This window comes from Pseudomonas sp. M5A4_2d, assembly GCF_053345295.1.
Genome location: NZ_JBKEZW010000007.1, coordinates 152023 through 176753, shown reverse-complemented (window position 1 = coordinate 176753; position 24731 = coordinate 152023). Strand labels below are relative to the sequence as shown.

Sequence of the window (24731 nt, the reverse complement as noted above, 5' to 3'; positions counted from 1 at the left end):
TCTCTGAATACGTAGCGCTCTGGTTGAACCAGGCACTGCAGAGATGCTCTCTGGGCGCGCTCGTTTTTGAGCTTTCGATAATTTCAACAAGCGAGGAGGACCGCCATGGGCGTGACCAATCGGTTGGCCTGTTACTCCGACCCCGCCGACCACTATTCCCACCGAGTACGCATCGTGCTCGCAGAGAAGGGTGTCAGCGCCGAGATCATCAGTGTGGAGGCAGGACGTCATCCGCCGAAACTGATCGAAGTGAACCCTTACGGCAGCTTGCCCACCCTGGTCGATCGTGACCTGGCGTTGTGGGAGTCAACCGTGGTGATGGAATACCTGGATGAGCGTTACCCGCATCCACCTTTGTTGCCGGTGTATCCGGTGGCGCGTGCCAACAGTCGCCTGCTGATCCATCGGATCCAGCGTGACTGGTGTGGGCTGGTGGATGTGATTCTGGATACACGCAGTAAAGAGGCCGTTCGGGTGCAGGCGCGTAAGGAATTGCGCGAGAGCCTGACGGGTGTTTCGCCGCTGTTCGCCGACAAACCTTTTTTCCTCAGCGAGGAACAAAGCTTGGTGGATTGCTGCCTATTACCCATACTCTGGCGCTTGCCGATCCTGGGCATTGAACTGCCACGGCCGGCCAAGCCGTTGCTTGATTACATGGAGCGCCAGTTTGCGCGTGAGGCTTTCCAGGCAAGTCTGTCTGGTGTCGAACGCGATATGCGCTAAGGCTTAAGGAGCCGCTGATGAACTCCAGTCGACCCTATTTGGTCCGCGCGCTCTATGAGTGGATTGTGGACAACGATTGCACCCCGCACATGCTGGTCAACTCTGAATTTCCCAAGGTTGACGTGCCGCAGGGTTTTGCCAGTGACGGGCAGATTGTGCTGAACGTATCACCCAGTGCTGTGCGCCACTTGCACATGGACAACGAAGCGGTCAGCTTCGAAGGGCGTTTTGGCGGCGTGCCGCATACGCTGTTCGTGCCGATTGGCGCTATCCTCGGGATCTATGCCCGTGAAAATGGCCAAGGCATGGTGTTCGATCTGGAGACGCCTTTCGAGGAGGACGAAGCGATCGAAGGTGAAGACGGCGACGATCTGCCTCCACCGGACGCCGAGCCTCCGCGTCCAAGCGGCCGGCCGAGCTTGAAAGTGGTGAAGTAAGCGGCTTTCACCCTCGGGTGAGCCTTAAAAATGCCTCGACCTGTGTCGGGGCATTTTTTTGCGCGCAGGATAGGGATGAAAGTCGTGACAGAACGGTGATCGTACAACCGCCATGGGCTATGATGCGGGCTCAAGTTCGCCGAGAAAGATGGTTCATCATGGAAAACGCCAGTACCGCTCCTCGTCTTCCCCGCAAGCGTCGCAGCCTTGCCCAGGAATTGGTCACGGTGTTGTCCGAGCAAATCCGCGATGGCCAACTCAAGCGTGGCGATAAGTTGCCTACCGAGTCGGCGATCATGGACGCTCATGGGGTCAGCCGTACCGTGGTGCGTGAAGCCATCTCGCGCTTGCAGGCGGCGGGGCAGGTGGAAACCCGTCACGGTATCGGCACCTTTGTGTTGGACACGCCAAGCCCGAGCGGCTTCCGGATTGATCCGGCCACGGTAGTGACCTTGCGTGATGTGCTGGCGATTCTGGAGTTGCGTATCAGCCTGGAAGTGGAGTCCGCCGGTCTTGCTGCATTACGTCGCAGCGATGCGCAACTGGCGGCCATGCGTGCGGCACTCGACGCCCTGAATGAAAGCGCGGCCCACGCAGGCGATGCAGTGGCATCAGATTTTGCGTTCCACCTGGAAATTGCGTTGTCCACCGGCAACCGCTATTTCACCGACATCATGACCCACCTGGGCACCAGCATCATTCCGCGTACCCGCCTGAATTCGGCGCGTCTGGCCCATGATGACCAGCAGCACTACATGGGCCGCCTGAGCCGCGAGCACGAAGAGATTTATGAGGCGATTGCCCGCCAGGATTCGGACGCGGCACGAGCGGCCATGCGTTTGCACCTGACCAACAGCCGTGAGCGGCTGCGCCATGCCCACGAAGAGGCAGAAGCGCAGCGCGGTTAACCGGGCAACCGAGTGGTGTCGGGAGTAAATCGATTCAAGTGTGGGAGCGGGCTTGCTCGCGAATGCGGTGTGTCAGTCTGCACATGCATCAACTGAAAAAACGCCTTCGCGAGCAAGCCCGCTCCCACATTTTGATCTCCTTGGCCTGGAGTTTTGCGTCTACTTAGCTGGCCGGCTGATTGGGCTTGTAGTCCTTGAGCAACAGGTAGGTGCTCCAACCCCACCAGTCATTGGTCCAGTGCTTGTCGTTCAGGTCATTCACGTCCTTGCGGCGCAGCACCTTGTCTCCTTCCATCTTGAACAGCGGCGAGAAGTTGTTCGCCGGGTTCTGCGCGGCATTCAGGTCCGGCACATGCAGCGGCGCCTTGAAGACGGCTGGAGAGGGCGCGACACCGCTGATGAAGGTCTCGAAGATCTCATCGGCCGAGGCCTGCACCGCACGTTTGACCATCGTCCGATTGTCTGCGTCGATGGCGTCGAAATAACGCTTGTCGCCATAGGCGTGCCATTGATCACCCATGGCATTGCGCACCTTGAGCCCGAACTTGCTGTCTTCATCGTGCATGAAGCGGCTGATCAGCGAGCCCAGTTCTCCTGGCGTCACCACCGCCGCCAATTGTTTGCGCGGCACCCGCAGGTGGCCGGCGGAAAACAGGTCAGTCAAAAAATGATCAGCGAAGCTGTTCATCGCATAGGCCAATTCCAGTGCCTGGTCGGTGCCGGTCTGATGGGCCACGACCGCCTGTTGCAGTGCCGCCGTGTGGCCGGCCAGGTAGGCGGACAATGCCCATTCGCCAAAGTGGTCAGCGTTGTCGGCTGCCAGTTTCAGGTAGCGACCCAGAGGGAGGAGTGCCGAAACGGCACTGCCGCCGCCGGTGATTCGGTTCCACTCCTCAGACAACGTATCGCCCAATGCGTCATAGGCTTCGTGGGGTTGTTTGCCGTCCTTGATCGCCTGGTTGACTGCGTTGATCTCCTTTTGCATCACCGCGAGGATCTTCTGTGCTTCTTCTCGGGAGGCCGGCAGCACCGCCAATGAGTTGAACGCCGCTGTGAAGCGTTGCACGCGATCCGCTGGGGAGGCGCCGTCGCTGATCGGCTGGCCAGGAATGCCATAGAAGTCACCGCCCAGCGCGATCACTTGGCCGTAGGTCAGGGCCAGGCCATTGGGCAGGTGCAATTCGACTTGTCGCGCGGGAATCGCGGGAGCGTCCTTGGCGAATCGCAACAGGGTGTCGTCGCCAATAGCGGTGTGTTCACCCCCTTCGAAGCGCAGGGTAGGTGGTTTCTTTTCCGGTGCTGCTAGTTCAAGACCTGACATGTTAGCTCCTTGCTATGTCGTAGGAATCTTCCTTAATAACTGTATGTATATACAGCTACTCGGAGCATAGAGGAATAATTTCCTACGTCAAGAAGGCATGTCTAAACATGAAGCTGTCGCAGCCGCCGATGAATTGCAGTTGACGAATCCTTTTATAGTTGTACGATGACGTACGACATCATCAAAACCAACAACAACCTTTCGACAGAAAGTCTTTGCCCAGGGTGTTCGAATAATGAATCCACAAGAACTGAAGTCCATCCTCTCCCACGGTCTGCTGTCTTTCCCCGTGACCGATTTCAATGCGCAGGGTGATTTTCACCAGGCGGGCTACATCAAGCGTCTGGAGTGGCTGGCCCCTTACGGCGCTACCGCCTTGTTCGCCGCCGGCGGCACCGGTGAGTTTTTCTCCCTGGCCGCGAGTGAATATTCCCAAGTGGTGAAGACCGCTGTTGATACCTGCGCCACCAGCGTGCCAATCCTCGCCGGTGTCGGCGGTTCGACTCGCCAGGCTATCGAGTACGCCCAGGAAGCCGAACGCCTTGGCGCCAAGGGCTTGCTGCTGTTGCCGCACTACCTGACCGAAGCCAGCCAGGATGGTGTTGCCGCCCACGTGGAAGCGGTGTGCAAGTCGGTCAAGATCGGCGTGGTGGTCTACAACCGCAACGTCTGCCGCCTGACCGCGCCATTGCTGGAACGCCTGGCTGAGCGCTGCCCGAACCTGATCGGCTACAAGGACGGCCTGGGTGATATCGAGTTGATGGTGTCGATTCGTCGTCGTCTTGGCGACCGTTTCAGTTACCTCGGCGGCCTGCCGACTGCAGAGGTTTACGCTGCTGCCTACAAGGCCCTGGGGGTGCCGGTGTACTCCTCGGCGGTGTTCAACTTCATTCCGAAAACCGCGATGGACTTCTACCACGCGATTGCCAAGGACGATCACGCCACCGTCGGCAAGATCATCGACAACTTCTTCCTGCCTTACCTCGATATCCGTAACCGTAAAGCCGGTTATGCCGTAAGCATCGTCAAGGCTGGCGCAAAAATCGCTGGCTACGACGCAGGCCCGGTGCGCACGCCGCTCACCGATTTGCTGCCGGAAGAGTACGAAGCCCTGGCCGCGCTGATCGACAAGCAAGGTCCGCAGTAACTTATCAACAAGGCCGCTGAGCAATCAGCGGCCTTTTGCGTCAGGAGAAGATTTGTGTCCCAAGCCAAACGTTTTGAGAACTACATCAACGGCGAGTGGGTGGCCGGTTCCGACTACTGCACCAACATCAATCCGTCGGAGTTGTCCGATGTCATCGGCGAATACGCCAAGGCTGACGTAGCTCAAGTCAACGCCGCCATCGACGCGGCCCGTGCCGCCTTTCCGGCCTGGTCGACGTCCGGCATCCAGGCTCGCCACGACGCCCTCGACAAAGTCGGCAGCGAAATCCTCGCCCGCCGTGAAGAGCTCGGCATCCTGCTGGCTCGGGAAGAAGGCAAGACCCTGCCCGAAGCCATCGGCGAAGTGACGCGCGCCGGTAACATCTTCAAGTTTTTCGCCGGTGAATGCCTGCGCCTGTCCGGTGACTACGTGCCGTCGGTGCGCCCGGGCGTCAACGTTGAAGTCACCCGCGAAGCCCTCGGAGTGGTCGGCTTGATTACCCCGTGGAACTTCCCGATTGCGATTCCCGCCTGGAAAATCGCCCCAGCCCTGGCCTATGGCAACTGCGTGGTGATCAAGCCGGCTGAATTGGTTCCGGGTTGCGCCTGGGCCCTGGCCGAAATCATCTCCCGCGCCGGCTTCCCCGCCGGTGTGTTCAACTTGGTGATGGGCAGTGGCCGTGTGGTCGGCGATGTATTGGTCAACAGCCCGAAAGTCGACGGCATCAGCTTTACCGGTTCGGTCGGCGTAGGTCGTCAGATCGCCGTCAGCTGTGTGTCGCGCCAGGCCAAAGTGCAGTTGGAAATGGGTGGCAAAAACCCGCAGATCATCCTCGATGACGCCGACCTCAAGCAGGCCGTCGAGCTGTCGGTACAGAGCGCGTTCTACTCAACCGGCCAGCGCTGCACCGCCTCAAGCCGCTTGATTGTCACTGCGGGTATTCACGACCAGTTCGTCGCGGCCATGGCCGAGCGCATGAAGTCGATCAAAGTCGGCCACGCCCTGAAAAGCGGCACCGATATCGGCCCAGTGGTCTCCCAGGCCCAACTGGATCAGGACTTGAAATACATCGACATCGGCCAAAGCGAAGGCGCGCGGCTGGTCAGCGGTGGCGGCCTGGTGACCTGCGACACCGAGGGCTACTACCTGGCGCCAACGCTGTTTGCCGACAGCGAAGCCGCGATGCGGATCAGCCGTGAAGAGATCTTCGGGCCGGTAGCCAACGTGGTGCGCGTGGCCGATTACGAGGCGGCGCTGGCCATGGCCAATGACACCGAGTTCGGTTTGTCGGCGGGTATTGCCACCACCTCGCTGAAGTACGCCAACCACTTCAAGCGCCACTCCCAAGCCGGGATGGTGATGGTCAACCTGCCGACCGCTGGTGTGGACTATCACGTGCCGTTCGGTGGGCGTAAGGGCTCGTCCTATGGTTCGCGTGAGCAAGGTCGCTACGCGCAAGAGTTCTACACCGTGGTGAAAACCAGCTACATCGGTTCGTAACACGCAGCACCTGTGGGCACCGGCTTGTGTGGGAGCTGGCGTGCCTGCGACGCAGACACCTCGGTGCTTCAATGAGACCGAGGTGATGCTATCGCAGGCACGCCAGCTCCCACATAAAGCGGGTCCCGCACACAAAAAATGATTACCCGCAAAAAAAATAATTAGTGGGAGTACATCTTCATGCAAGCGACCAAGCCGACCCACGTCCGCTATTTGATCCTGCTCATGCTGTTTCTGGTGACCACGATCAACTACGCCGACCGGGCTACTATCGCGATCGCCGGCTCCAGCCTGCAAAAAGACCTCGGCATCGACGCGGTCACCCTCGGTTACATCTTCTCCGCATTCGGTTGGGCCTACGTGGCCGGGCAAATTCCCGGTGGCTGGCTGCTGGACCGGTTTGGCTCGAAAAAAGTCTATGCCCTGAGCATCTTCACCTGGTCGCTGTTCACCGTGCTGCAAGGCTATGTCGGTGAATTCGGGGTTTCCACCGCTATCGTGGCGCTGTTCATGCTGCGCTTTTTGGTGGGCCTGGCTGAGGCGCCCTCGTTTCCCGGAAATGCCCGTATTGTTGCGGCATGGTTTCCTACCGCTGAGCGCGGCACGGCGTCGGCGATTTTCAACTCCGCGCAGTACTTCGCCACGGTGTTGTTTGCACCGCTGATGGGTTGGATCGTCTACACCTTTGGCTGGCAGCATGTGTTTATCGTCATGGGGGGGATCGGCGTGCTGTTCTCGCTGATCTGGCTGAAAGTTATCCACAGCCCGCGCCAGCACCCGATGATCAACGAGGCTGAGCTCAAGCACATCGCTGAAAATGGCGCGATGGTCGATATGGACCAGGACAAGACCAAGGGGCAGAAAACCGATGGGCCTAAGTGGGATTACATTCGCCAACTGCTGACCAACCGCATGATGCTCGGCGTGTACCTGGGCCAATACTGCATCAACGGCATTACCTACTTCTTCCTGACCTGGTTCCCGGTGTACCTGGTGCAGGATCGCGGCATGACCATTCTCAAGGCTGGTTTCATTGCGTCTTTGCCGGCGATCTGCGGGTTTATAGGTGGGGTGTTGGGCGGCGTGATTTCCGACTACCTGCTGCGCAAGGGCCATTCGCTGACGTTTGCGCGCAAGGCGCCGATCATCGGTGGGTTGCTGATCTCCAGCAGCATCGTGGCGTGCAACTATGTCGACATCGAATGGATGGTGGTGGGCTTCATGGCCCTGGCCTTCTTCGGTAAAGGCGTTGGCGCACTGGGTTGGGCGGTGGTGTCCGACACCTCGCCGAAACAAATCGCCGGCCTCAGTGGCGGCTTGTTCAATATGTTTGGCAACCTGGCGTCTATCAGTACGCCTATCGTGATCGGTTACATCATCAGCACCACCGGCTCGTTCAAGTGGGCATTGGTGTTCGTCGGCGCCAACGCGCTGGTGGCGGTGTTCAGTTACCTGGTAATTGTCGGCCCGATCAAGCGCGTGGTGCTCAAAGAGCCACCCAGCAAAGGGCCTGAGCTGACTAAATTTACCGAAGCGCACTCTTGAGGGGCGATGTAATGCAGTTGATTGAACATGCCGACTCGCCGCGCTCGATCCGTTTGCACGAGCGTGACAACGTGGTGATCGTGGTCAACGACCAAGGCGTACCGGCCGGGACCGAGTTTCCGGACGGCCTGGTGACCGTGGATTTCATCCCGCAGAGCCACAAGGTGACCCTGGAAGACATCCCCGAAGGCGGTCAGATTATTCGCTATGGCCAGACCATCGGTTACGCCCTGGCGCCGATTCCGCGTGGCAGTTGGGTGCAGGAAGACCAACTGCGCATGCCCACCGCACCACCGCTGGACAGCTTGCCGCTGTCCACCGAAGTGCCCGACACCCAGGCGCCATTGGAAGGCTTCACCTTCGAGGGTTATCGCAATGCCGACGGCACCGTGGGCACGCGCAATATCCTCGGTATTACCACCACGGTGCAGTGCGTCACCGGCGTGCTGGACCATGCGGTCAAGCGCATCAAGGATGAGTTGCTGCCCAAGTACCCGCACGTCGATGACGTGGTGGCGCTGACCCACAGCTACGGCTGCGGCGTGGCGATCACCGCGACGGATGCCTACATCCCGATCCGCACCGTGCGCAATCTGGCGCGCAACCCGAACCTGGGTGGCGAAGCGCTGGTGATCAGCCTGGGCTGCGAGAAATTGCAGGCCGGGCAGGTGATGCACGACAACGACAGCTCCGTCGACCTGAGCGAGCCATGGCTGTATCGGCTGCAGGATTCCAGCCACGGTTTTACCGAGATGATCGAGCAGATCATGGCGCTGGCCGAGGTCCGTTTGAAAAAACTCGACCAGCGCCGCCGTGAAACCGTGCCGGCGTCGGAACTGATCCTGGGCATGCAATGTGGCGGCAGCGATGCATTTTCCGGCATCACTGCCAACCCGGCGCTGGGCTATGCCTCGGACTTGCTGCTGCGGGCCGGGGCGACGGTGATGTTTTCCGAAGTGACTGAGGTCCGCGATGCCATCTATCTGCTGACTTCTCGGGCGCAGACCAAGGAAATTGCCGAAGAGCTGGTCAGGGAAATGGACTGGTACGACCGTTATCTGGCCAAAGGCGAGGCGGACCGCAGTGCCAACACCACACCGGGCAACAAAAAGGGCGGGTTGTCGAATATTGTCGAGAAGTCCCTGGGCTCCATCGTCAAATCCGGCAGCAGCGCGATCAATGGCGTGCTCGGCCCGGGCGAGCGCATCAAGAGCAAAGGCCTGATCTTCTGCGCGACGCCGGCCAGCGACTTTGTGTGCGGCACTTTGCAACTGGCGGCCGGGATGAACCTGCATGTGTTCACCACCGGGCGTGGCACGCCTTACGGGCTGGCGATGGCGCCGGTGGTGAAGGTCTCGACGCGTACGGAATTGGCTCAGCGCTGGCCGGACCTGATCGATATTGACGCCGGGCGCATTGCCACCGGGCGTGCGACGATCGAGGAGTTGGGGTGGGAGTTGTTCCACTTCTACCTGGACGTGGCCAGCGGCAAGAAGCAGACGTGGGCGGAGCGGCACAAGCTGCATAACGACATTACGCTGTTCAACCCGGCGCCCATTACCTGAGACCGCGTCGCCTGTATTCGCGAGCAAGCCCGCTCCCACATTTGACCGAGTTCCAGCATGAGAATGCAGTCAAGTGTGGGAGCGGGCTTGCTCGCGAAGGCGGCCTACCAGACGCCGCACGGCCGCATGGCTTATCATTAGCCCCCTGATGACGCTCACCAAGGTTCTCCCCGGCATGCTGGCTATCTTCCTCACCACCCTCACCATCACCGCGCCGGTGTTTGCGATGCTGTTCCTCGGTGTGCTGCTCAAGCGCATCCACTGGATCAACGACAACTTTATCCACACCGCCTCATCCCTGGTATTCAACGTCACCATGCCGGCGCTGTTGTTCCTGGGCATCCTGCATGCCGACCTGCACTCGGCGCTCAAGCCGGGGTTGCTGATCTACTTTGCCGTCGCCACGCTGCTGAGCTTTGCCCTGGCCTGGGGTTGGGCGATCTTTCGTTGCCCGCGTGAAGACCGTGGCATCTACACTCAGGGCGCGTTTCGTGGCAATAACGGCGTGATCGGCCTGGCGCTGGCGGCCAGCATGTACGGCGACTACGGCATTTCCCTCGGCGCGATCCTCGCGGCGCTGGTGATCCTGTTCTACAACACGCTGTCGACCATCGTGCTGGCGGTGTACAGCCCGGTGATCAAGTCCGACCCCTGGAGCATCTTCAAAAGTGTGATAGCCAACCCGCTGATCATCAGCGTGATTGCGGCCGCGCCGTTCGCTATTTTCAATCTCGGCCTGCCTGCCTGGCTGGAGTCGTCCGGCCAGTATCTGGCGGACATGACCTTGCCGTTGGCACTGATCTGCATTGGCGGCACCTTGTCACTGGCGGCCTTGCGCAAAAGCGGGAGCATGGCCTTGAGTGCCAGCCTGGTGAAGATGATCGGCTTGCCGCTGGCGGCGACACTTGGCGCCTGGCTGCTGGGCTTTCGAGGGCCGGAACTGGGGATTCTGTTTCTGTATTTCGGCGCTCCGACTGCGGCGGCGAGTTTCGTCATGGCCAGGGCGGCCGAGGGTAATCATGAACTGGCGGCGGCGATTATCGTGATCACCACGTTGATGGCGGCAGTGACCACCAATATCGGGATCTTCGTGTTGCAGGCGGGGGGCTGGATCTGAATTTTTCGGTGTGGTTGAGGGCCAATCGCAGGCAAGCCAGCTCCCACATTTGAATGTATTCACAGTTCAAACTTTGGGAGCTGACCTGCCTGCGATGACTATCTGACAGTCACTGCTTATCTGCCTGATACGCCTCAATCACTTCCTGCGCCGCCCGAAACGCGTCAATCGCCGCTGGCACACCCGCATACACCGCGCAATGCAGCAGCGCCTCGCGAATCTCTTCCACGGTACAGCCATTGTTCAACGCGCCACGTACGTGGCCCTTGAGTTCCTGCGGGCATTTGAGCGCCGTGAGGGCGGCGAGGGTGATCAGGCTGCGGGTCTTCAATGGCAGACCTTCGCGGTTCCACACGCTGCCCCAGGCATGTTCGTTGACGAAATCCTGCAGCGGCTGGGTGAACTCGGTGGCATTGCCCAGGGCGCGATCGACGAACACATCGCCCATCACCTGGCGACGCACTTCAACCCCGGGCTTTTTCTGATCGGTCATTGCGATTCCCTCTTGCGTTGGCGGCGCCAGGCTCGCAGCGTGCTGAATATCAGAAAAGCCACCAGCGCCGGCAGGATGTAATACAGCATCAAGTGTTCAAGTTTGTTGGCCAGGGGCGTGCCGAATGTGAACGACACTACGTGCAGCCCATACACCAGGTAAAGACCCAGAAACACCAGGCCTTCGGCGCGAGTGACCCGGTAGCCGGTGTAGAAAACCGGCAGGCACAACACCACCACGCCGAGCATCACCGGCAGGTCGAAGTCCAGGGCGTTGGGCGACACCGACAGCGGAGAGGGCGCCACCAGGGCCGTAAACCCCAGCACGCCCAGCAGATTGAACAGGCTGCTGCCGATCACATTGCCCACGGCAATCTCGCGTTGGCCGCGCAGGGCGGCAATCAGCGAGGTGGCCAGGCACGGCAACGAGGTGCCGACACCGATGAGCGTCAGGCCGATGATGCGCTCCGAGAGGCCCAGGTCGCTCGCTACATCCACCGCCGCGCCCAGCAGCAAATGCCCGGCCAGCACCAGGATCAACAGCCCGCCCAGCATCAGCAATACGCTGCTCAGCCATGGCGCCCTGGCGACGGTGTCCAATGTGCGAGGCCGGCGGGAATGGCGGGTCTGGTAATGCAATACGCCGAGGTAGGCCATCAGGGCCGCGAGCAGTAACAGGCCGTCAACCGGCGTCAGTTCTTCATTGGCCGACAGGGTAAACACCAGCAGGGCGGCGAAAATCATCACCGGGATGTCCAGGCGCACCAGTTGCCGCGACACTCGCAGGGGGATGATCAGCGCGGACAGGCCCAAGGTGACGAGGATGTTGAAGATGCTGCTGCCGATCACGCTGCCCACGGCAATGTCAGTATTGCCGGCCAGGGTGGCTTGCAAACTGACGGTCATCTGCGGCGCACTGCTGCCGAAGGCGACGATGCTCAAACCGATGATCAGCGGCCGCACCTTGAGGCTGGCCGCCAGGCGCACGGCGGCCCGCACCAGGATTTCGGCGCCGATAATCAGCAACACCAGGCCACTGATCAATTCGAGCAGGCTGAAGGGGGAGAGGGCGGTTAGTCCGAAGATGGCCAGGGCTCCTGTCAGTTGTTCAGCGCTTGCACGCGAACCCGTGCGGTTCCGCTGCCCAGCATACCGAGCTGTTCGGCAGCCTTGCGTGAAACATCAATCAGGCGGCCACGGGTGTGCGGGCCGCGATCATTGATGCGCAGGACCACGGATTTGTTGTTGTCGAGATTAGTCACCTTGACCCGGGTGCCGAAAGGCAGGCGCCGATGAGCGGCGGTCAGGGCGTTCTGGCTGAAGGGTTCACCGCTGGCGGTTCTATTGCCATGGTGCTTGGCGCCGTAATACGAGGCGGTGCCGGCTTCGTCGTAGCCGTTGGGGTCGATGAGGCCGCTGGCACAACCGGCCAGCAGGGAGAACAGGGCCAGTAGGCCGAGTAGACGCTTCACGTTAAGTAAGTCCCCATTGTAAATGTGGGAGCTGGCTTGCCTGCGATACAGGCACCTCGGTGTTGCAGTTGCACCGAGGCGCTGCTATCGCAGGCAAGCCAGCTCCCACATGGGTCCGAGTTGGGCATGAAATCCCGCCCGGACCATTTCACCGCGAATCAGCCTTCGAGCTTGCTTTTCAGCAGTTCGTTCACCTGTTGCGGGTTGGCCTTGCCTTTGGAGGCTTTCATCGCCTGACCGACAAAGAAGCCGAACATCTTGCCGCGCTTGGCTTCGTCTGCGGCGCGGTATTGCTCGACCTGTTCGGCGTTGGCCGCCAGCATCTCATCGAGTACGGCCGAGATCGCGCCGCTGTCGGTGACTTGCTTCAGGCCACGCTTGTCGATGATCTCGTCCGCATTGCCTTCGCCTGCCGCCATCGCTTCAAACACGGTCTTGGCGATTTTGCCGGAGATGGTGTTGTCCTTGATGCGCAGCAGCATGCCGCCCAGTTGTTCGGCGCTAACCGGTGCTTCGTCGATTTCCAGGCCCTGCTTGTTCAACAGGCTGCCCAGCTCAACCATTACCCAGTTGGCCGCCAGTTTGGCGTCGCCGGCAATGCTCACGACTTTTTCGAAGTAGTTGGCTTGCTCACGGCTGGACGCCAATACGCTGGCATCGTAGACCGACAGGCCGAACTGCGCCTGGAAACGCTCGCGTTTTTGCTGCGGCAATTCCGGCAGGGTGGCGCGGATATCATTGAGGAACGAATCCTCAAGGACCACCGGCAACAGGTCCGGGTCGGGGAAGTAACGGTAGTCGTTGGCTTCCTCTTTGCTGCGCATGGCGCGGGTTTCATCTTTGTTCGGATCGTACAGGCGGGTTTGCTGGATCACCTTGCCGCCGTCTTCGATCAGTTCGATCTGGCGACGCACTTCGCTGTTGATCGCCTTCTCGATAAAACGGAACGAGTTGACGTTCTTGATCTCGCAGCGGGTGCCGAACTCGACCTGGCCCTTTGGACGGATCGACACGTTACAGTCGCAACGCAGCGAGCCTTCGGCCATGTTGCCGTCGCAGATGCCCAGGTAGCGCACCAGCGCGTGGATCGTCTTGACGTAAGCCACGGCTTCCTTGGCGCTGCGCATGTCCGGCTCGGAGACGATCTCCAGTAACGGCGTGCCGGCACGGTTCAGGTCGATGCCGGTAGCGCCCGGGAATTCTTCATGCAGGCTCTTGCCGGCATCTTCTTCCAGGTGCGCGCGGGTGACGCCAACACGCTTGATGGTGCCGTCTTCCAGCGGGATGTCCAGGTAGCCTTTGCCGACGATCGGCAATTCCATCTGGCTGATCTGGTAGCCCTTGGGCAGGTCCGGGTAGAAGTAGTTCTTGCGCGCGAACACGTTGTGCTGGCCGATCTCGGCGTCAATCGCCAGGCCGAACATCACCGCCATGCGCACCGCTTCCTGGTTCAACACCGGCAGTACGCCGGGCATGCCCAGGTCGACCAGGCTGGCCTGGGTGTTGGGCTCTGCGCCGAACGTGGTGGCGCTACCGGAGAAAATCTTCGATTGGGTGGCGAGCTGGGTATGAATCTCCAGCCCGATCACAACTTCCCATTGCATAGTGTTCTCCTCAGAAGCCGGTAGGGGTGCGAGTGTGCCAGTCGGTGTTCAACTGGTACTGGTGCGCCACATTGAGCAGGCGGCCTTCCTGGAAATACGGGGCGAGCAATTGCACGCCGACCGGCAGGCCATCGACGAAACCGGCTGGCATGGACAAGCCCGGCAAGCCCGCGAGGTTGGCGGTGATGGTGTACAGGTCTTCCAGGTACTCGGCGATCGGGTCGCCGGTCTTGGCGCCAATCTTCCAGGCCGGGTTCGGCGTGGTTGGGCCGAGGATCACATCGACTTCTTCAAAAGCAGCCATGAAGTCGTTCTTGATCAGGCGACGGATTTTTTGCGCCTTGAGGTAGTACGCGTCGTAGTAGCCGGCCGACAGTGCGTAGGCACCGACCATAATGCGGCGTTGTACTTCGGCCCCGAAGCCTTCGCCCCGGGAGCGTTTGTACAGGTCGGTCAGGTCTTTCGGGTTTTCACAGCGGTAGCCGAAACGTACGCCGTCGAAACGCGACAGGTTGGAGGAGGCTTCTGCCGGCGCGATCACGTAGTACGCAGGAATCGCGTGCTGGTTGTTCGGCAGGCTGACTTCCTTGATCACCGCGCCGAGCTTTTCCAGCTCTTTGACACTGTTGTGCACCAGTTCGGCGATGCGCGGGTCGAGGCCGGCGCTGAAATACTCTTTCGGCACGCCGATACGCAGGCCTTTGATCGACGTATTCAGGCTGGCGCTGTAGTCCGGCACTGGCTCATCGATGCTGGTGGAGTCCTGTTTATCGAACCCGGCCATACCTTGTAACAATATTGCGCAGTCTTCGGCAGTGCGTGCCAACGGGCCGCCCTGATCCAGGCTGGAGGCGTAGGCGATCATGCCCCAACGGGAAACACGACCGTAGGTCGGCTTCAGGCCGGTGAGGTTGGTGAACGCGGCAGGCTGACGGATCGAGCCGCCGGTGTCGGTTGCCGTGGCGGCCGGCAGGAAGCGCGCGGCAACGGCCGCAGCCGAACCACCCGACGAACCGCCGGGCACGTGTTCCAGGTTCCACGGGTTTTTCACCGCGCCGTAGTAGCTCGACTCGTTGGCCGAACCCATGGCGAATTCGTCCATGTTGGTCTTACCCAGGGTCACGGCCCCGGCAGTCGCCAGCTTGGACACCACGGTGGCGTCGTAGGGCGCCTTGAAGTTGTCGAGCATCTTCGAGCCGCAGCTGGTGCGAATGCCCTGGGTGCAGAACAGGTCTTTGTGGGCGATCGGTGCGCCCAGCAGTGCGCCGTTTTCACCGTTGGCGCGACGCACGTCGGCGGCCTTGGCCTGGCTCAGGGCCAGCTCTTCGGTGAGGCTGATGAAGCTGTTGACCTTGGGGTCGAGCTCGGCGATACGCGCAAGCAGGGTCTTGGTCAGCTCTTCGGAAGAAAACTTTTTGTCGGCGAGACCGCGGGCGATCTCGGCCAGAGTCATGTGATGCATTGCAGGCTCTTTCCCTTTAGTCGATGACTTTCGGAACCAGGTACAGGCCGTTTTCGACCGCTGGCGCGATGGACTGGTAGGCCTCGCGATTATTTCGCTCGGTCACAACGTCTGCACGCAGGCGCTGGCTGGCTTCCAGTGGGTGAGCCAGGGGCTCGATGCCGTCGGTATTGACGGCCTGCATTTGGTCAGCCAGCCCGAGAATGCTGTTCAAGGCTGCGGTGGTCTGTGGAAGATCGGCTTCATTCAGGCCAAGCGAGGCCAGATGAGCGATTTTTTCCACGTCGGAGCGTTCAAGCGCCATGGGATTCTCCAGTGGAAAACAGAACGGAGGGCGTCCGTGTGTTAGATTGTCGGAACACTACCGCATTTCTACGGTCATAAGGCCGCGATTGTGGGGGTTGGTGCACAGAAAGTCGGCCAATTTAGCACATTGGCGCCTTGCCCAAAATCCCTGTCGTTGTTAGAGTTTGCCGCACTTTTTTACCCACGCGTTGCCTAGGGTCCTTTCCCCATGTTCAAGAAACTGCGTGGCATGTTTTCCAGCGATCTTTCCATTGACCTGGGCACTGCCAACACCCTTATTTACGTGCGCGAGCGCGGTATCGTTCTGAATGAGCCATCGGTTGTGGCCATTCGGACCCATGGTAATCAGAAAAGTGTCGTTGCCGTTGGCACCGAGGCCAAGCGCATGCTCGGCCGAACACCAGGCAACATCGCTGCCATTCGTCCGATGAAAGACGGCGTGATCGCCGACTTCAGCGTCTGCGAGAAGATGCTGCAGTACTTCATCAATAAAGTTCACGAAAACAGTTTTCTGCAGCCCAGCCCTCGTGTGCTGATCTGCGTTCCGTGCAAGTCCACCCAGGTGGAGCGTCGTGCCATCCGTGAATCGGCCCTTGGTGCCGGTGCTCGCGAAGTGTTCCTGATCGAAGAACCCATGGCTGCCGCTATCGGCGCTGGTTTGCCGGTTGAGGAAGCGCGCGGTTCGATGGTGGTCGATATCGGTGGTGGTACCACTGAAATCGCCCTGATTTCCCTGAACGGTGTGGTGTATGCCGAATCCGTCCGTGTAGGCGGCGACCGCTTCGACGAAGCGATCATCACTTATGTGCGTCGTAACTACGGCAGCCTGATCGGTGAATCCACTGCTGAGCGCATCAAGCAGGAAATCGGCACCGCTTACCCGGGCGGCGAAGTTCGCGAAGTCGATGTTCGCGGTCGCAACCTGGCCGAAGGCGTTCCACGTGCCTTCACCCTGAATTCCAACGAAGTGCTGGAAGCTCTGCAAGAGTCCCTGGCCACTATCGTTCAGGCTGTGAAGAGCGCCCTGGAGCAATCGCCGCCGGAACTGGCTTCCGACATCGCCGAGCGTGGCCTGGTGCTGACTGGTGGTGGTGCCTTGTTGCGCGACCTCGACAAGCTGCTGGCCCAGGAAACCGGCCTGCCGGTGATCGTTGCCGAAGACCCGCTGACCTGCGTCGCCCGTGGCGGTGGCCGTGCACTGGAAATGATGGATAAACACACCATGGACCTGCTCTCCAGCGAATAAGATTGCTTGGGTGGTTCATGCTTCGCCCGCAGGCAGCACTTTGCAGTGCTGCCTGTTGGCGTTTATCTTCTTCAATCTGCATCCAGGCCGGTTTGATGCCGTATGAATAAAGAGAACATTTGCCTGGGAGGAGCGGCTTATTAAACCGCTGTTCGCCAAAGGCCCCTCATTGGGCGTGCGCTTATTGGTGCTGGTCGTGCTTTCGGTCGCGCTGATGGTGGTCGATGCCCGCTTTGCACTGCTCAAGCCCGTGCGTAGCCAGATGTCGCTGGTGTTGATGCAGACTTACTGGATCACCGACCTGCCGCAACGTCTCTACCAGGGCGTGGCCAGCCAATTCGGCAGCCGCACCGAGCTGGTCGCCGAGAACGAAAAACTCAAGACTGAAAACCTGCTGTTGCAGGGGCGCATGCAAAAGCTGGCGGCCCTCACCGAGCAGAACGTTCGGCTGCGCGAGTTGCTCAATTCTTCCGCGCTGGTGAACGAAAAGGTCGAGGTGGCCGAGTTGATCGGCATGGACCCCAATCCGTTTACCCATCGCATCATCATCAACAAGGGTGAGCGCGACGGTGTGGTCCTCGGTCAGCCGGTGCTCGACGCCCGTGGCCTGATGGGCCAGGTGGTCGAGCTGATGCCTTACACCTCACGGGTGTTGCTGCTCACGGACACAACCCACAGCATTCCAGTGCAGGTCAACCGTAACGGCTTGCGTGCGATTGCCAGCGGTACAGGCAACCCGGAGCGTCTTGAGTTGCGTCATGTGGCGGACACTGCCGACATTAAGGAAGGCGACCTGCTGGTCAGCTCCGGCCTGGGTCAGCGTTTCCCGGCGGGTTACCCGGTCGCGACGGTCAAGGAAGTGATCCACGATTCCGGCCAGCCGTTTGCGATCGTCCGCGCCGTACCGACTGCCGCGCTGAACCGCAGCCGCTACCTGCTGCTGGTATTCAGCGACAACCGTACCCCGGAAGAGCGCGCCAACGACGCCGCCCAGGCCCAGGAAGCGGAAGACAAGCAGAACGGCACTGCGCCGGTCATTCCTGCCACGGTGCCGAAACCGGCGTTCGTGGGGCCGCCTGCGCCCGCAGCAACCCCGGCAGCCCCCGTGGCGACGCCGGTCAAGCCAGCGGCTCACAGCGCGCGGGCGGCCAAGCCGGTTGCAACCAAACCACCTGTGTCGGCGCCCGCCGCCACAACCCCGGCGGCTAAACCGCCTGCGGCTGCGACCCCGGCAACCCGGTCACCGGCCGCCGCCCCGGCAACCACGCGGCAGAGGGAGGAATAATGGCCGGTACTCATTCGCGCAATGGCTGGATCGTCTGGCTGACCTTCGCCATCGGCTTGCTGCTAAGCGTTTCGCCGCTGCCGCAATTCATGGAAATCCTGCGACCGCTCTGGCTCGCGTTGTTGCTTGCCTTCTGGTCGCTGACCTTGCCGCATAAAGTCGGGATGGTCACGGCGATGTGCCTGGGCTTGGCGGAAGACGTGCTCTATGGCACCTTGCTGGGCCAGAACGCGTTGATCCTCACCTTGATTACGTTCCTGGTGCTGTCACTGCAACAGCGCCTGCGGATGTTCCCGATGTGGCAGCAGTGCCTGGTGATCCTGGTGATCTTCGGCCTGGCGCAGTTGGTGCAACTGTGGCTCAGCGCCTTGACCGGTAACCGTCAGCCAACCTTGGCGTTGGTCTTGCCTGCCCTGGTCAGCGCACTGCTGTGGCCTTGGGTCAGTTTCGGTCTGCGTGGGTTACGTCGTCGCTATAAAATCAATTGAATGGATTGCGAGGCTCTGCCTGGTTATCGAACCCTACAGGGAGAGTCTGGAATGAATTCGCTTTATCTGGCCTCGGGCTCCCCAAGGCGGCGTGAACTGCTGACCCAGATCGGTGTGCCATTTACCGTGGTCAGCGCCGCTATCGATGAAACTCCTCTTACAAACGAATCCGCCGTTGCCTACGTCGAGCGCCTTGCTCGGGGTAAGGCGTCGGCGGGGTTTTCTGCGCTTGAACAAACCTCCGGCGTCTGTGTACTGGGCGCCGACACGGCCGTAATCGTTGATGGTCAGATTTTGGGCAAGCCCGTGGACCAGGCTGATGCCCTGGCGATGTTGCTGGCTCTTTCCGATCGAGAACATGAAGTGCTCACTGCCATCGCCGTCACCGACGGCCAGCGCTGCGATACTCGGTGTGTAAGCAGTCGCGTACGGTTTCGTGGGATTTCTGTCGAGGAGGCTACAACCTACTGGCACAGTGGTGAGCCACAGGACAAAGCCGGCGGCTATGCTATCCAAGGGCTTGGGTCTGTGTTCGTTGCCGGACTCAATGGCAGCTATTCCGCTGTGGTAGGCCTGCCGGTGTGCGAAACCGCGCAACTGCTTGGCCAATTCGGCATACCCTGTTGGCAAAACCTTACCGCGCGCTGAACGCCTTACTTGCGCGCCAAGCCTTAAGCGATCGGTCACTATTGTGAAAACGCCTGAACGAGACCCAGCCATGAGTGAAGAGATTCTGATCAATATCACGCCGATGGAATCGCGCGTGGCGGTGGTAGAAAACGGTGTTCTGCAAGAAGTGCACGTCGAGCGCACCCAGAAGCGCGGGATCGTTGGCAACATCTATAAAGGCAAGGTTGTGCGCGTACTGCCAGGGATGCAGGCCGCGTTCGTTGACATCGGCCTGGACCGTGCCGCGTTTATCCACGCTTCGGAAATCTCCCTGCGCGAAGGCCCTGCGGTCGAGAGCATCAGCGCATTGGTGCATGAAGGGCAGAGCCTGGTGGTGCAAGTCACCAAGGACCCTATCGGCTCCAAAGGCGCTCGCTTGACGACGCAACTGTCAATTCCGTCGCGTTATCTGGTGTACATGCCGCGGACTGCCCACGTCGGCATTTCCTTGAAAATCGAAGACGAAGCCGAGCGTGAACGCCTGAAAAAGGTGGTCAGCGACTGCGTGGCCGCTGAGGGCATCAAGGAAGCCGGCGGTTTTATCTTGCGCACCGCCGCAGAAGGCGCCGGCGCCGATGAAATCCTGATGGACATTCGCTACCTGCGGCGCTTGTGGGACCAGATCGGTGCACAGATCAAAACCATCGGTGCTCCGAGCGTCATCTATGAAGACCTGGGCCTGGCCCTGCGCACGCTGCGTGACCTGGTCAGCCCGAAGATTGAGAAAATCCGCATCGACTCGCGGGAAACCTTCCAGCGCACCACGCAGTTTGTTGCCGAACTGATGCCGGAAATTGCCGACCGCCTGGAGCACTATCCAGGTGAGCGGCCGATCTTCGACCTGTATGGCGTTGAAGACGAAATCCAGAAAGCCCTGGAACGCAAAGTGCCACTCAAGTCCGGCGGCTACCTGGTGGTGGACCCGGCGGAAGCCATGACCACCATCGACGTCAACACCGGTGCATTTGTTGGCCATCGCAACCTCGAAGAAACCATTTTCAAGACCAACCTCGAAGCAGCCACCGCTATCGCGCGTCAGATGCGCCTGCGCAACCTGGGCGGCATCATCATCATCGACTTCATCGACATGGAAGACGAAGAACACCAGCGCCAGGTGCTGCGCACGCTCGAGAAGCAGCTTGAGCGCGATCACGCCAAGACCAATATCATCGGTATTACCGAGTTGGGCCTGGTGCAGATGACCCGCAAACGCACCCGCGAAAGCCTTGAGCAAGTGCTGTGCGAACCTTGCAGCAGTTGCCAGGGGCGCGGCAAGTTGAAGACCCCGGAAACCGTTTGCTACGAGATTTTCCGGGAAATCTTACGGGAGGCGCGTGCTTACCAGGCCGAAGGTTATAGAGTGCTCGCCAACCAGAAAGTGGTCGATCGATTGCTGGATGAGGAGTCGGGCAACGTCGCTGAACTGGAGGGGTTTATCGGGCGCACGATTCGCTTCCAGGTCGAAACCATGTATTCCCAGGAACAATACGACGTGGTGCTGCTCTGATCCCCAATCGCTTTCTTTCTTCGAGACCGGCAGACCTTGATCTTCCGTCCGCTAATTGCCTTGAGGGTCGCCTGACATGGAGCGTCTGAAACGCTTTTTTGCCGCTTTGACCCGTTGGAGCCTGGGCGTGTGCGCCTTACTGCTGGTGTTGGCGGCGGTGTACGTGAGCCTGGGTCGTGAGTTGGTCCCGCTGGTGGCCGAATATCGCGCCGAAATCCAAGCCAAGGCCCAGGCTGCGGTGGATGTGCCCCTGCAAATCGGCAGCCTGGAAGGGCGCTGGAGCGGCTTTGCGCCAGTATTGCTGGCCCACGACGTGATGGTCGGCGAAGGCAACAGCGCCTTGCGCCTGGATCAGGTCGAAGTGGTGCCGGATATCTGGGCCAGCCTCATGGCCCGTGAAGTGCGTATTGCTCACCTGGAAGTCAGCGGGTTGCAGTTGAGCGTCAAGGAAGACAAGGACGGCCACTGGGCACTGCAAGGTCTGCCGGTGCAGGACGACCAGCCGTTGGACCCGGAGCAGTTGCTGACACGCATGCAGATCGTCGAGCGCGTGTCGTTGCTGGATAGCCAAGTCACCTTGCAACCGTTCGGCGAGGCGCCGCTGACCCTGACCTACGTGGGCCTGAGCCTGCACACCGGTGATTCGCGCCAACGCCTGGACGCACGCTTGACCCTGCCCGACGGCCAGCCGCTTGCCTTGAGCCTGCGTAGCCGAATTCGCGCAAGCCAATGGAAGGAGGGCGAAGTCGAGGCCTACCTCAGCCTGCCTCAAAGCGACTGGGCCAAATGGATTCCCGCAGAGCTGACCCAGCAATGGAAGCTCACGCAATTGAAGGCGGGCGGGGAGTTCTGGCTGACGTGGGCCAAGGGCAACGTGCAAAGCGCCGTGGTGCACCTCAATTCACCCCAGGTGAAGGGCAGCTACGCGGACCGTAAGCCGGTACATATCGAAAACCTCGCCCTCACCGCTTACCTGCAGCGCAGTGATAGCGGCCTGAAGGTGCTGTTCGATTCGCTGGCGATGAACATCGGCGAGACCCGTTGGGAGTCGCAGCTGCAATTGCAGCAAAGCCTGGCCACCGATAAAGAACAGGAAACCTGGAAGCTTCAGGCCGATCGTTTGGACCTGACCCCGATTACCCCGTTGCTGAATGCCCTGGCGCCGTTGCCGGAAGGGTTTGCCAAAGCGGTCGAACACCTGAAAGCTACGGGCCTGCTGCGCAATGTGCTGGTGGATTTCCGCCCGCAGGACACGACCGATCAGAAAGTCAGCTTCGCCGCCAACCTTGAGCGCATCGGCTTTGATGCGTACTTCGGCGCGCCGGCCGCGCGTAATGTGTCCGGCAGCATCAGCGGCGACCTTGGCCATGGCGAGTTGCGCATGGACAGCAAGGATTTTTCCTTGCACTTGTACCCGATCTTCGCCAAGCCCTGGCAGTACATGCAGGCCAACGCGCGCCTGACATGGACGCTGGATAAGGAAGGCTTCACCCTGATCGCCCCGTATATCAAGGTGCTGGGCGAAGAGGGCAAGGTCGCCGCAGACTTTTTGATTCGCCTGCATTTCGACCATGCCCAGGAAGACTATATGGACCTGCGGGTCGGCATGGTCGATGGCGATGGCCGTTTCACACCCAAATATCTGCCGGCGGTATTGAGCCCTTCACTGGATGAATGGTTGCGCACGGCGATTCTCAAAGGTGCGGTGGACCAAGGTTTCTTCCAGTACCAGGGGTCGTTGAACCACGACGCGTTGCCCGCTGCGCGCAATATCAGCCTGTTCTTCAAGGTGCATGACGCCGAACTGGCGTTCCAGCCGGGCTGGCCCCATGTGAGCAAGGTTAATGGCGAAGTGTTTGTCGAGGAGAGCGGTGTGCGCATCCTGGCCAACAAGGGCCAATTGCTCGACACCAAGGTCAAGGACGTCTATGTCAACATCCCTCACGCGCCGGCCGGCAAGGACAGCCATCTGCTGATCACCGGCGGGTTTGCGGGTGGTTTGGGCGATGGCCTGAAAATCCTTCAGGACGCGCCGATAGGCACTGGCTCGACTTTCGCCGGTTGGAAAGGCGAAGGTGACCTGCAAGGCAAGCTGGATCTGGACATTCCTTTGGCCAAGGGCACCGAGCCCAATATTGTCGTGGACTTCCAGACTGACAAGGCTCGCCTGCAATTGGCGGAGCCGACTCTGGATCTGACCCAGCTCAAGGGCGATTTCCGCTTCGACAGCGCCAAAGGCCTGAGCGGCCAGAACATCTCGGCCAAGGCGTTCGATCGCCCCATCACGGCGCAGATCCTTGCCGATGGCAAGCCGGGCAGTATCAGTACGCGGGTCACTGCCAAGGGCCAGGTCACGGTCAAGCGGCTGACGGATTGGTTGAAAATCAGCCAACCGTTGCCGGTGTCCGGCGATATTCCTTACCAATTGCAACTGACCCTGGACGGCGCGGACAGCCAACTGATGGTCAGCTCCAATATGAAAGGCGTAGCGGTGGACCTGCCGGCGCCTTTCGGTATGCCCGCCAGCCAGGGCCGCGACAGCGTATTCCGCATGACCTTGCAGGGTGCCGAGCGGCGTTACTGGTTCAGTTACGGCGAGCTGGCGAGTTTTACCTTTGCTGCGCCGGCGGATAAATTCAATGACGGTCGCGGTGAGCTGTTCCTCGGCAATGGTGATGCCGTGCTGCCTGCCGCCAAAGGCTTGCGTATTCGCGGTGTGCTTTCTGAACTGGACATCGACCCGTGGAAAAAACTGGTCGACCGCTACGCGGGTAATGACCCCGGCGGGAGTGCCAAGCAGCTGCTCAGTGGTGCGGACTTCAAGGTGGGCAAGCTGACCGGCTTTGGTACTCAGTTTGACCAGGTCAACTTGCAGCTTGACCGTAAGCCGGCAGCCTGGGGCTTGCAGCTGGACAGTCAGCAGGCCAAAGGCGCGGTAAATTTGCCGGACGCCAAGGGCGCACCCATTGCGATCAACCTGCAGTATGTGAAATTACCGGCCGTAGACCCTACCGTTCAGGCGGACGAAAATGCGCCGGATCCGTTGGCGGATATCGACCCCAAAGACATCCCGGCACTGGATATCGCTATCAACCAACTGTTCCAGGGGCCTGACTTGGTGGGCGCCTGGTCGCTGAAGATTCGACCGACCGCCAAAGGCCTGGCCTTCAACAACCTGGACTTGGGCCTCAAGGGGATGCAGCTCAAAGGCGCCGGTGGCTGGGAAGGTGCACCCGGTGCCAGCAGCAGTTGGTACAAGGGCCGCCTGGATGGCAAGAATATCGCCGATGTGCTCAAGGGCTGGGGCTTTGCGCCGACGGTAACCAGCGATGAATTCCACCTGGACGTGGATGGTCGTTGGCCGGGTTCGCCGGCGTGGGTCGGGCCCAAGCGTTTCTCCGGTAGTCTGGATGCCGCATTCCGCAAAGGTCAGTTCGTTGAGGTGGATGGTGGCGCCCAGGCCTTGCGGGTGTTTGGGTTGTTGAACTTCAACTCCATTGGCCGCCGTTTACGCCTGGACTTTTCCGACTTGCTCGGCAAAGGCTTGAGTTATGACCGGGTCAAAGGTTTGCTGGCCGCCAGTAATGGTGTGTTTGTGACCCGTGAGCCGATCACCATGACGGGGCCTTCTACCAACCTGGAGCTCAATGGCACCTTGGATCTGGTGGCTGACCGTGTCGACGCCAAGTTGCTGGTTACATTGCCGGTCACCAATAACCTGCCGATTGCCGCGCTGATCGTGGGTGCGCCGGCCATTGGTGGCGCATTGTTCCTGATCGACAAGCTGATCGGTGATCGTGTTTCGCGCTTCGCCAGTGTGCAATACAAAGTGGAAGGCCCTTGGAAGGATCCCAAAATCACCTTCGACAAGCCATTTGAAAAGCCAAACTGAGAGCCTGTGGAGTAGCATGGCCGCATGCCTTTTACGGAGTGTCGG

General features: G+C 60.1%; 21 protein-coding genes. 14 read left to right on the top strand and 7 right to left on the bottom strand.

Going from position 1 to position 24731, the window contains the following annotated elements; all coding sequences use genetic code 11:
- The first annotated feature begins 105 nt into the window (after positions 1–105).
- The 3 genes from ACLBW8_RS17860 to ACLBW8_RS17850 all read left to right on the top strand — a co-directional run bounded on the left by ACLBW8_RS17860 (position 106) and on the right by ACLBW8_RS17850 (position 2068).
- A complete protein-coding gene (locus ACLBW8_RS17860) occupies positions 106–723 on the top strand; it encodes a glutathione S-transferase N-terminal domain-containing protein (RefSeq protein ID WP_017138266.1) in 618 nt (205 codons plus the stop codon).
- A 17-nt stretch (positions 724–740) separates the two neighbouring features.
- Positions 741–1160, top strand: a complete 420-nt coding sequence (locus ACLBW8_RS17855) for a ClpXP protease specificity-enhancing factor (protein ID WP_447805963.1) — start codon at positions 741–743, stop codon at positions 1158–1160.
- 158 nt (positions 1161–1318) lie between these two features.
- The gene (locus ACLBW8_RS17850) at positions 1319–2068 is read left to right on the top strand and encodes a FadR/GntR family transcriptional regulator (RefSeq protein ID WP_064450697.1); all 750 of its coding nucleotides are present in this window, start codon (positions 1319–1321) and stop codon (positions 2066–2068) included.
- Between the two features lie 163 nt (positions 2069–2231).
- Here ACLBW8_RS17850 and ACLBW8_RS17845 read toward each other — a convergent pair whose 3' ends face one another.
- Complete coding sequence (locus tag ACLBW8_RS17845) at positions 2232–3389, bottom strand: hypothetical protein (protein WP_064450698.1); 1158 nt, start codon at positions 3387–3389, stop codon at positions 2232–2234.
- 235 nt (positions 3390–3624) lie between these two features.
- Here ACLBW8_RS17845 and kdgD point away from each other — a divergent pair, with 235 nt between their 5' ends.
- From kdgD to ACLBW8_RS17820, 5 genes are all read left to right on the top strand, one after another.
- Complete coding sequence (gene kdgD, locus ACLBW8_RS17840; protein ID WP_064450699.1) at positions 3625–4536, top strand: 5-dehydro-4-deoxyglucarate dehydratase; 912 nt, start codon at positions 3625–3627, stop codon at positions 4534–4536.
- 54 nt (positions 4537–4590) lie between these two features.
- Positions 4591–6036: an aldehyde dehydrogenase family protein gene (locus ACLBW8_RS17835; protein WP_447805962.1), complete on the top strand. Its 1446-nt coding sequence runs from the start codon at positions 4591–4593 to the stop codon at positions 6034–6036.
- A gap of 180 nt (positions 6037–6216) precedes the next feature.
- On the top strand, positions 6217–7581 hold the full coding sequence (locus ACLBW8_RS17830; protein ID WP_262667026.1) for an MFS transporter: 1365 nt from the start codon (positions 6217–6219) through the stop codon (positions 7579–7581).
- Between the two features lie 11 nt (positions 7582–7592).
- Positions 7593–9146: a galactarate dehydratase gene (gene garD / locus ACLBW8_RS17825; protein WP_064450702.1), complete on the top strand. Its 1554-nt coding sequence runs from the start codon at positions 7593–7595 to the stop codon at positions 9144–9146.
- A gap of 175 nt (positions 9147–9321) precedes the next feature.
- Entirely contained in the window at positions 9322–10263 is a 942-nt protein-coding gene (locus ACLBW8_RS17820) for an AEC family transporter (RefSeq protein WP_064450703.1), read from the top strand.
- A gap of 109 nt (positions 10264–10372) precedes the next feature.
- Here the strand turns inward: ACLBW8_RS17820 and ACLBW8_RS17815 are convergent, their stop codons facing one another.
- From ACLBW8_RS17815 to gatC, 6 genes are all read right to left on the bottom strand, one after another.
- Complete coding sequence (locus ACLBW8_RS17815) at positions 10373–10756, bottom strand: carboxymuconolactone decarboxylase family protein (RefSeq protein ID WP_064450704.1); 384 nt, start codon at positions 10754–10756, stop codon at positions 10373–10375.
- A complete protein-coding gene (locus tag ACLBW8_RS17810) occupies positions 10753–11799 on the bottom strand; it encodes a calcium/sodium antiporter (RefSeq protein ID WP_082895823.1) in 1047 nt (348 codons plus the stop codon). The genes ACLBW8_RS17815 and ACLBW8_RS17810 overlap by 4 nt, the downstream gene beginning before the upstream one ends.
- A 56-nt stretch (positions 11800–11855) precedes the next feature.
- The gene (locus ACLBW8_RS17805) at positions 11856–12227 is read right to left on the bottom strand and encodes a septal ring lytic transglycosylase RlpA family protein (protein ID WP_064450705.1); all 372 of its coding nucleotides are present in this window, start codon (positions 12225–12227) and stop codon (positions 11856–11858) included.
- Between the two features lie 158 nt (positions 12228–12385).
- On the bottom strand, positions 12386–13831 hold the full coding sequence (gene gatB, locus ACLBW8_RS17800) for an Asp-tRNA(Asn)/Glu-tRNA(Gln) amidotransferase subunit GatB (RefSeq protein WP_447805961.1): 1446 nt from the start codon (positions 13829–13831) through the stop codon (positions 12386–12388).
- Between the two features lie 10 nt (positions 13832–13841).
- On the bottom strand, positions 13842–15293 hold the full coding sequence (gene gatA, locus ACLBW8_RS17795; RefSeq protein ID WP_053254403.1) for an Asp-tRNA(Asn)/Glu-tRNA(Gln) amidotransferase subunit GatA: 1452 nt from the start codon (positions 15291–15293) through the stop codon (positions 13842–13844).
- A gap of 16 nt (positions 15294–15309) precedes the next feature.
- Positions 15310–15597, bottom strand: a complete 288-nt coding sequence (gene gatC, locus ACLBW8_RS17790) for an Asp-tRNA(Asn)/Glu-tRNA(Gln) amidotransferase subunit GatC (protein WP_053254404.1) — start codon at positions 15595–15597, stop codon at positions 15310–15312.
- Positions 15598–15807: 210 nt separating this feature from the next.
- On the opposite strand from gatC, the gene mreB reads away from it, so the two are divergent.
- The 6 genes from mreB (at position 15808) to ACLBW8_RS17760 (ending at position 24686) form a co-directional block, all read left to right on the top strand.
- Complete coding sequence (gene mreB, locus ACLBW8_RS17785; RefSeq protein WP_002555108.1) at positions 15808–16845, top strand: rod shape-determining protein MreB; 1038 nt, start codon at positions 15808–15810, stop codon at positions 16843–16845.
- 148 nt (positions 16846–16993) lie between these two features.
- Positions 16994–18130, top strand: a complete 1137-nt coding sequence (mreC, locus tag ACLBW8_RS17780; RefSeq protein ID WP_447806061.1) for a rod shape-determining protein MreC — start codon at positions 16994–16996, stop codon at positions 18128–18130.
- A complete protein-coding gene (gene mreD / locus ACLBW8_RS17775) occupies positions 18130–18618 on the top strand; it encodes a rod shape-determining protein MreD (protein WP_017138250.1) in 489 nt (162 codons plus the stop codon). Before mreC ends, mreD begins: the two co-directional genes overlap by 1 nt.
- Positions 18619–18669: 51 nt before the next feature.
- Positions 18670–19266, top strand: coding sequence for a Maf family protein (locus ACLBW8_RS17770; RefSeq protein ID WP_064450709.1), 597 nt, complete (start codon positions 18670–18672; stop codon positions 19264–19266).
- A 70-nt stretch (positions 19267–19336) separates the two neighbouring features.
- Complete coding sequence (rng, locus tag ACLBW8_RS17765) at positions 19337–20794, top strand: ribonuclease G (protein WP_053254407.1); 1458 nt, start codon at positions 19337–19339, stop codon at positions 20792–20794.
- 76 nt (positions 20795–20870) lie between these two features.
- Positions 20871–24686, top strand: coding sequence for a YhdP family protein (locus ACLBW8_RS17760; RefSeq protein WP_447805960.1), 3816 nt, complete (start codon positions 20871–20873; stop codon positions 24684–24686).
- Positions 24687–24731: the final 45 nt, after the last annotated feature.

Excerpts from the sequence above, each read along its gene's own strand:
- ACLBW8_RS17860 (WP_017138266.1), top strand. The coding sequence starts at position 106 with ATGGGCGTGACCAATCGGTTGGCCTGTTACTCCGACCCCGCCGACCAC.
- ACLBW8_RS17855 (WP_447805963.1), top strand. The coding sequence starts at position 741 with ATGAACTCCAGTCGACCCTATTTGGTCCGCGCGCTCTATGAGTGGATT.
- ACLBW8_RS17850 (WP_064450697.1), top strand. The coding sequence starts at position 1,319 with ATGGAAAACGCCAGTACCGCTCCTCGTCTTCCCCGCAAGCGTCGCAGC.
- ACLBW8_RS17845 (WP_064450698.1), bottom strand. The coding sequence starts at position 3,389 with ATGTCAGGTCTTGAACTAGCAGCACCGGAAAAGAAACCACCTACCCTG.
- kdgD (WP_064450699.1), top strand. The coding sequence starts at position 3,625 with ATGAATCCACAAGAACTGAAGTCCATCCTCTCCCACGGTCTGCTGTCT.
- ACLBW8_RS17830 (WP_262667026.1), top strand. The coding sequence starts at position 6,217 with ATGCAAGCGACCAAGCCGACCCACGTCCGCTATTTGATCCTGCTCATG.
- garD (WP_064450702.1), top strand. The coding sequence starts at position 7,593 with ATGCAGTTGATTGAACATGCCGACTCGCCGCGCTCGATCCGTTTGCAC.
- ACLBW8_RS17820 (WP_064450703.1), top strand. The coding sequence starts at position 9,322 with ATGCTGGCTATCTTCCTCACCACCCTCACCATCACCGCGCCGGTGTTT.
- ACLBW8_RS17815 (WP_064450704.1), bottom strand. The coding sequence starts at position 10,756 with ATGACCGATCAGAAAAAGCCCGGGGTTGAAGTGCGTCGCCAGGTGATG.
- gatB (WP_447805961.1), bottom strand. The coding sequence starts at position 13,831 with ATGCAATGGGAAGTTGTGATCGGGCTGGAGATTCATACCCAGCTCGCC.
- gatA (WP_053254403.1), bottom strand. The coding sequence starts at position 15,293 with ATGCATCACATGACTCTGGCCGAGATCGCCCGCGGTCTCGCCGACAAA.
- gatC (WP_053254404.1), bottom strand. The coding sequence starts at position 15,597 with ATGGCGCTTGAACGCTCCGACGTGGAAAAAATCGCTCATCTGGCCTCG.
- mreB (WP_002555108.1), top strand. The coding sequence starts at position 15,808 with ATGTTCAAGAAACTGCGTGGCATGTTTTCCAGCGATCTTTCCATTGAC.
- mreD (WP_017138250.1), top strand. The coding sequence starts at position 18,130 with ATGGCCGGTACTCATTCGCGCAATGGCTGGATCGTCTGGCTGACCTTC.
- ACLBW8_RS17770 (WP_064450709.1), top strand. The coding sequence starts at position 18,670 with ATGAATTCGCTTTATCTGGCCTCGGGCTCCCCAAGGCGGCGTGAACTG.
- rng (WP_053254407.1), top strand. The coding sequence starts at position 19,337 with ATGAGTGAAGAGATTCTGATCAATATCACGCCGATGGAATCGCGCGTG.
- ACLBW8_RS17760 (WP_447805960.1), top strand. The coding sequence starts at position 20,871 with ATGGAGCGTCTGAAACGCTTTTTTGCCGCTTTGACCCGTTGGAGCCTG.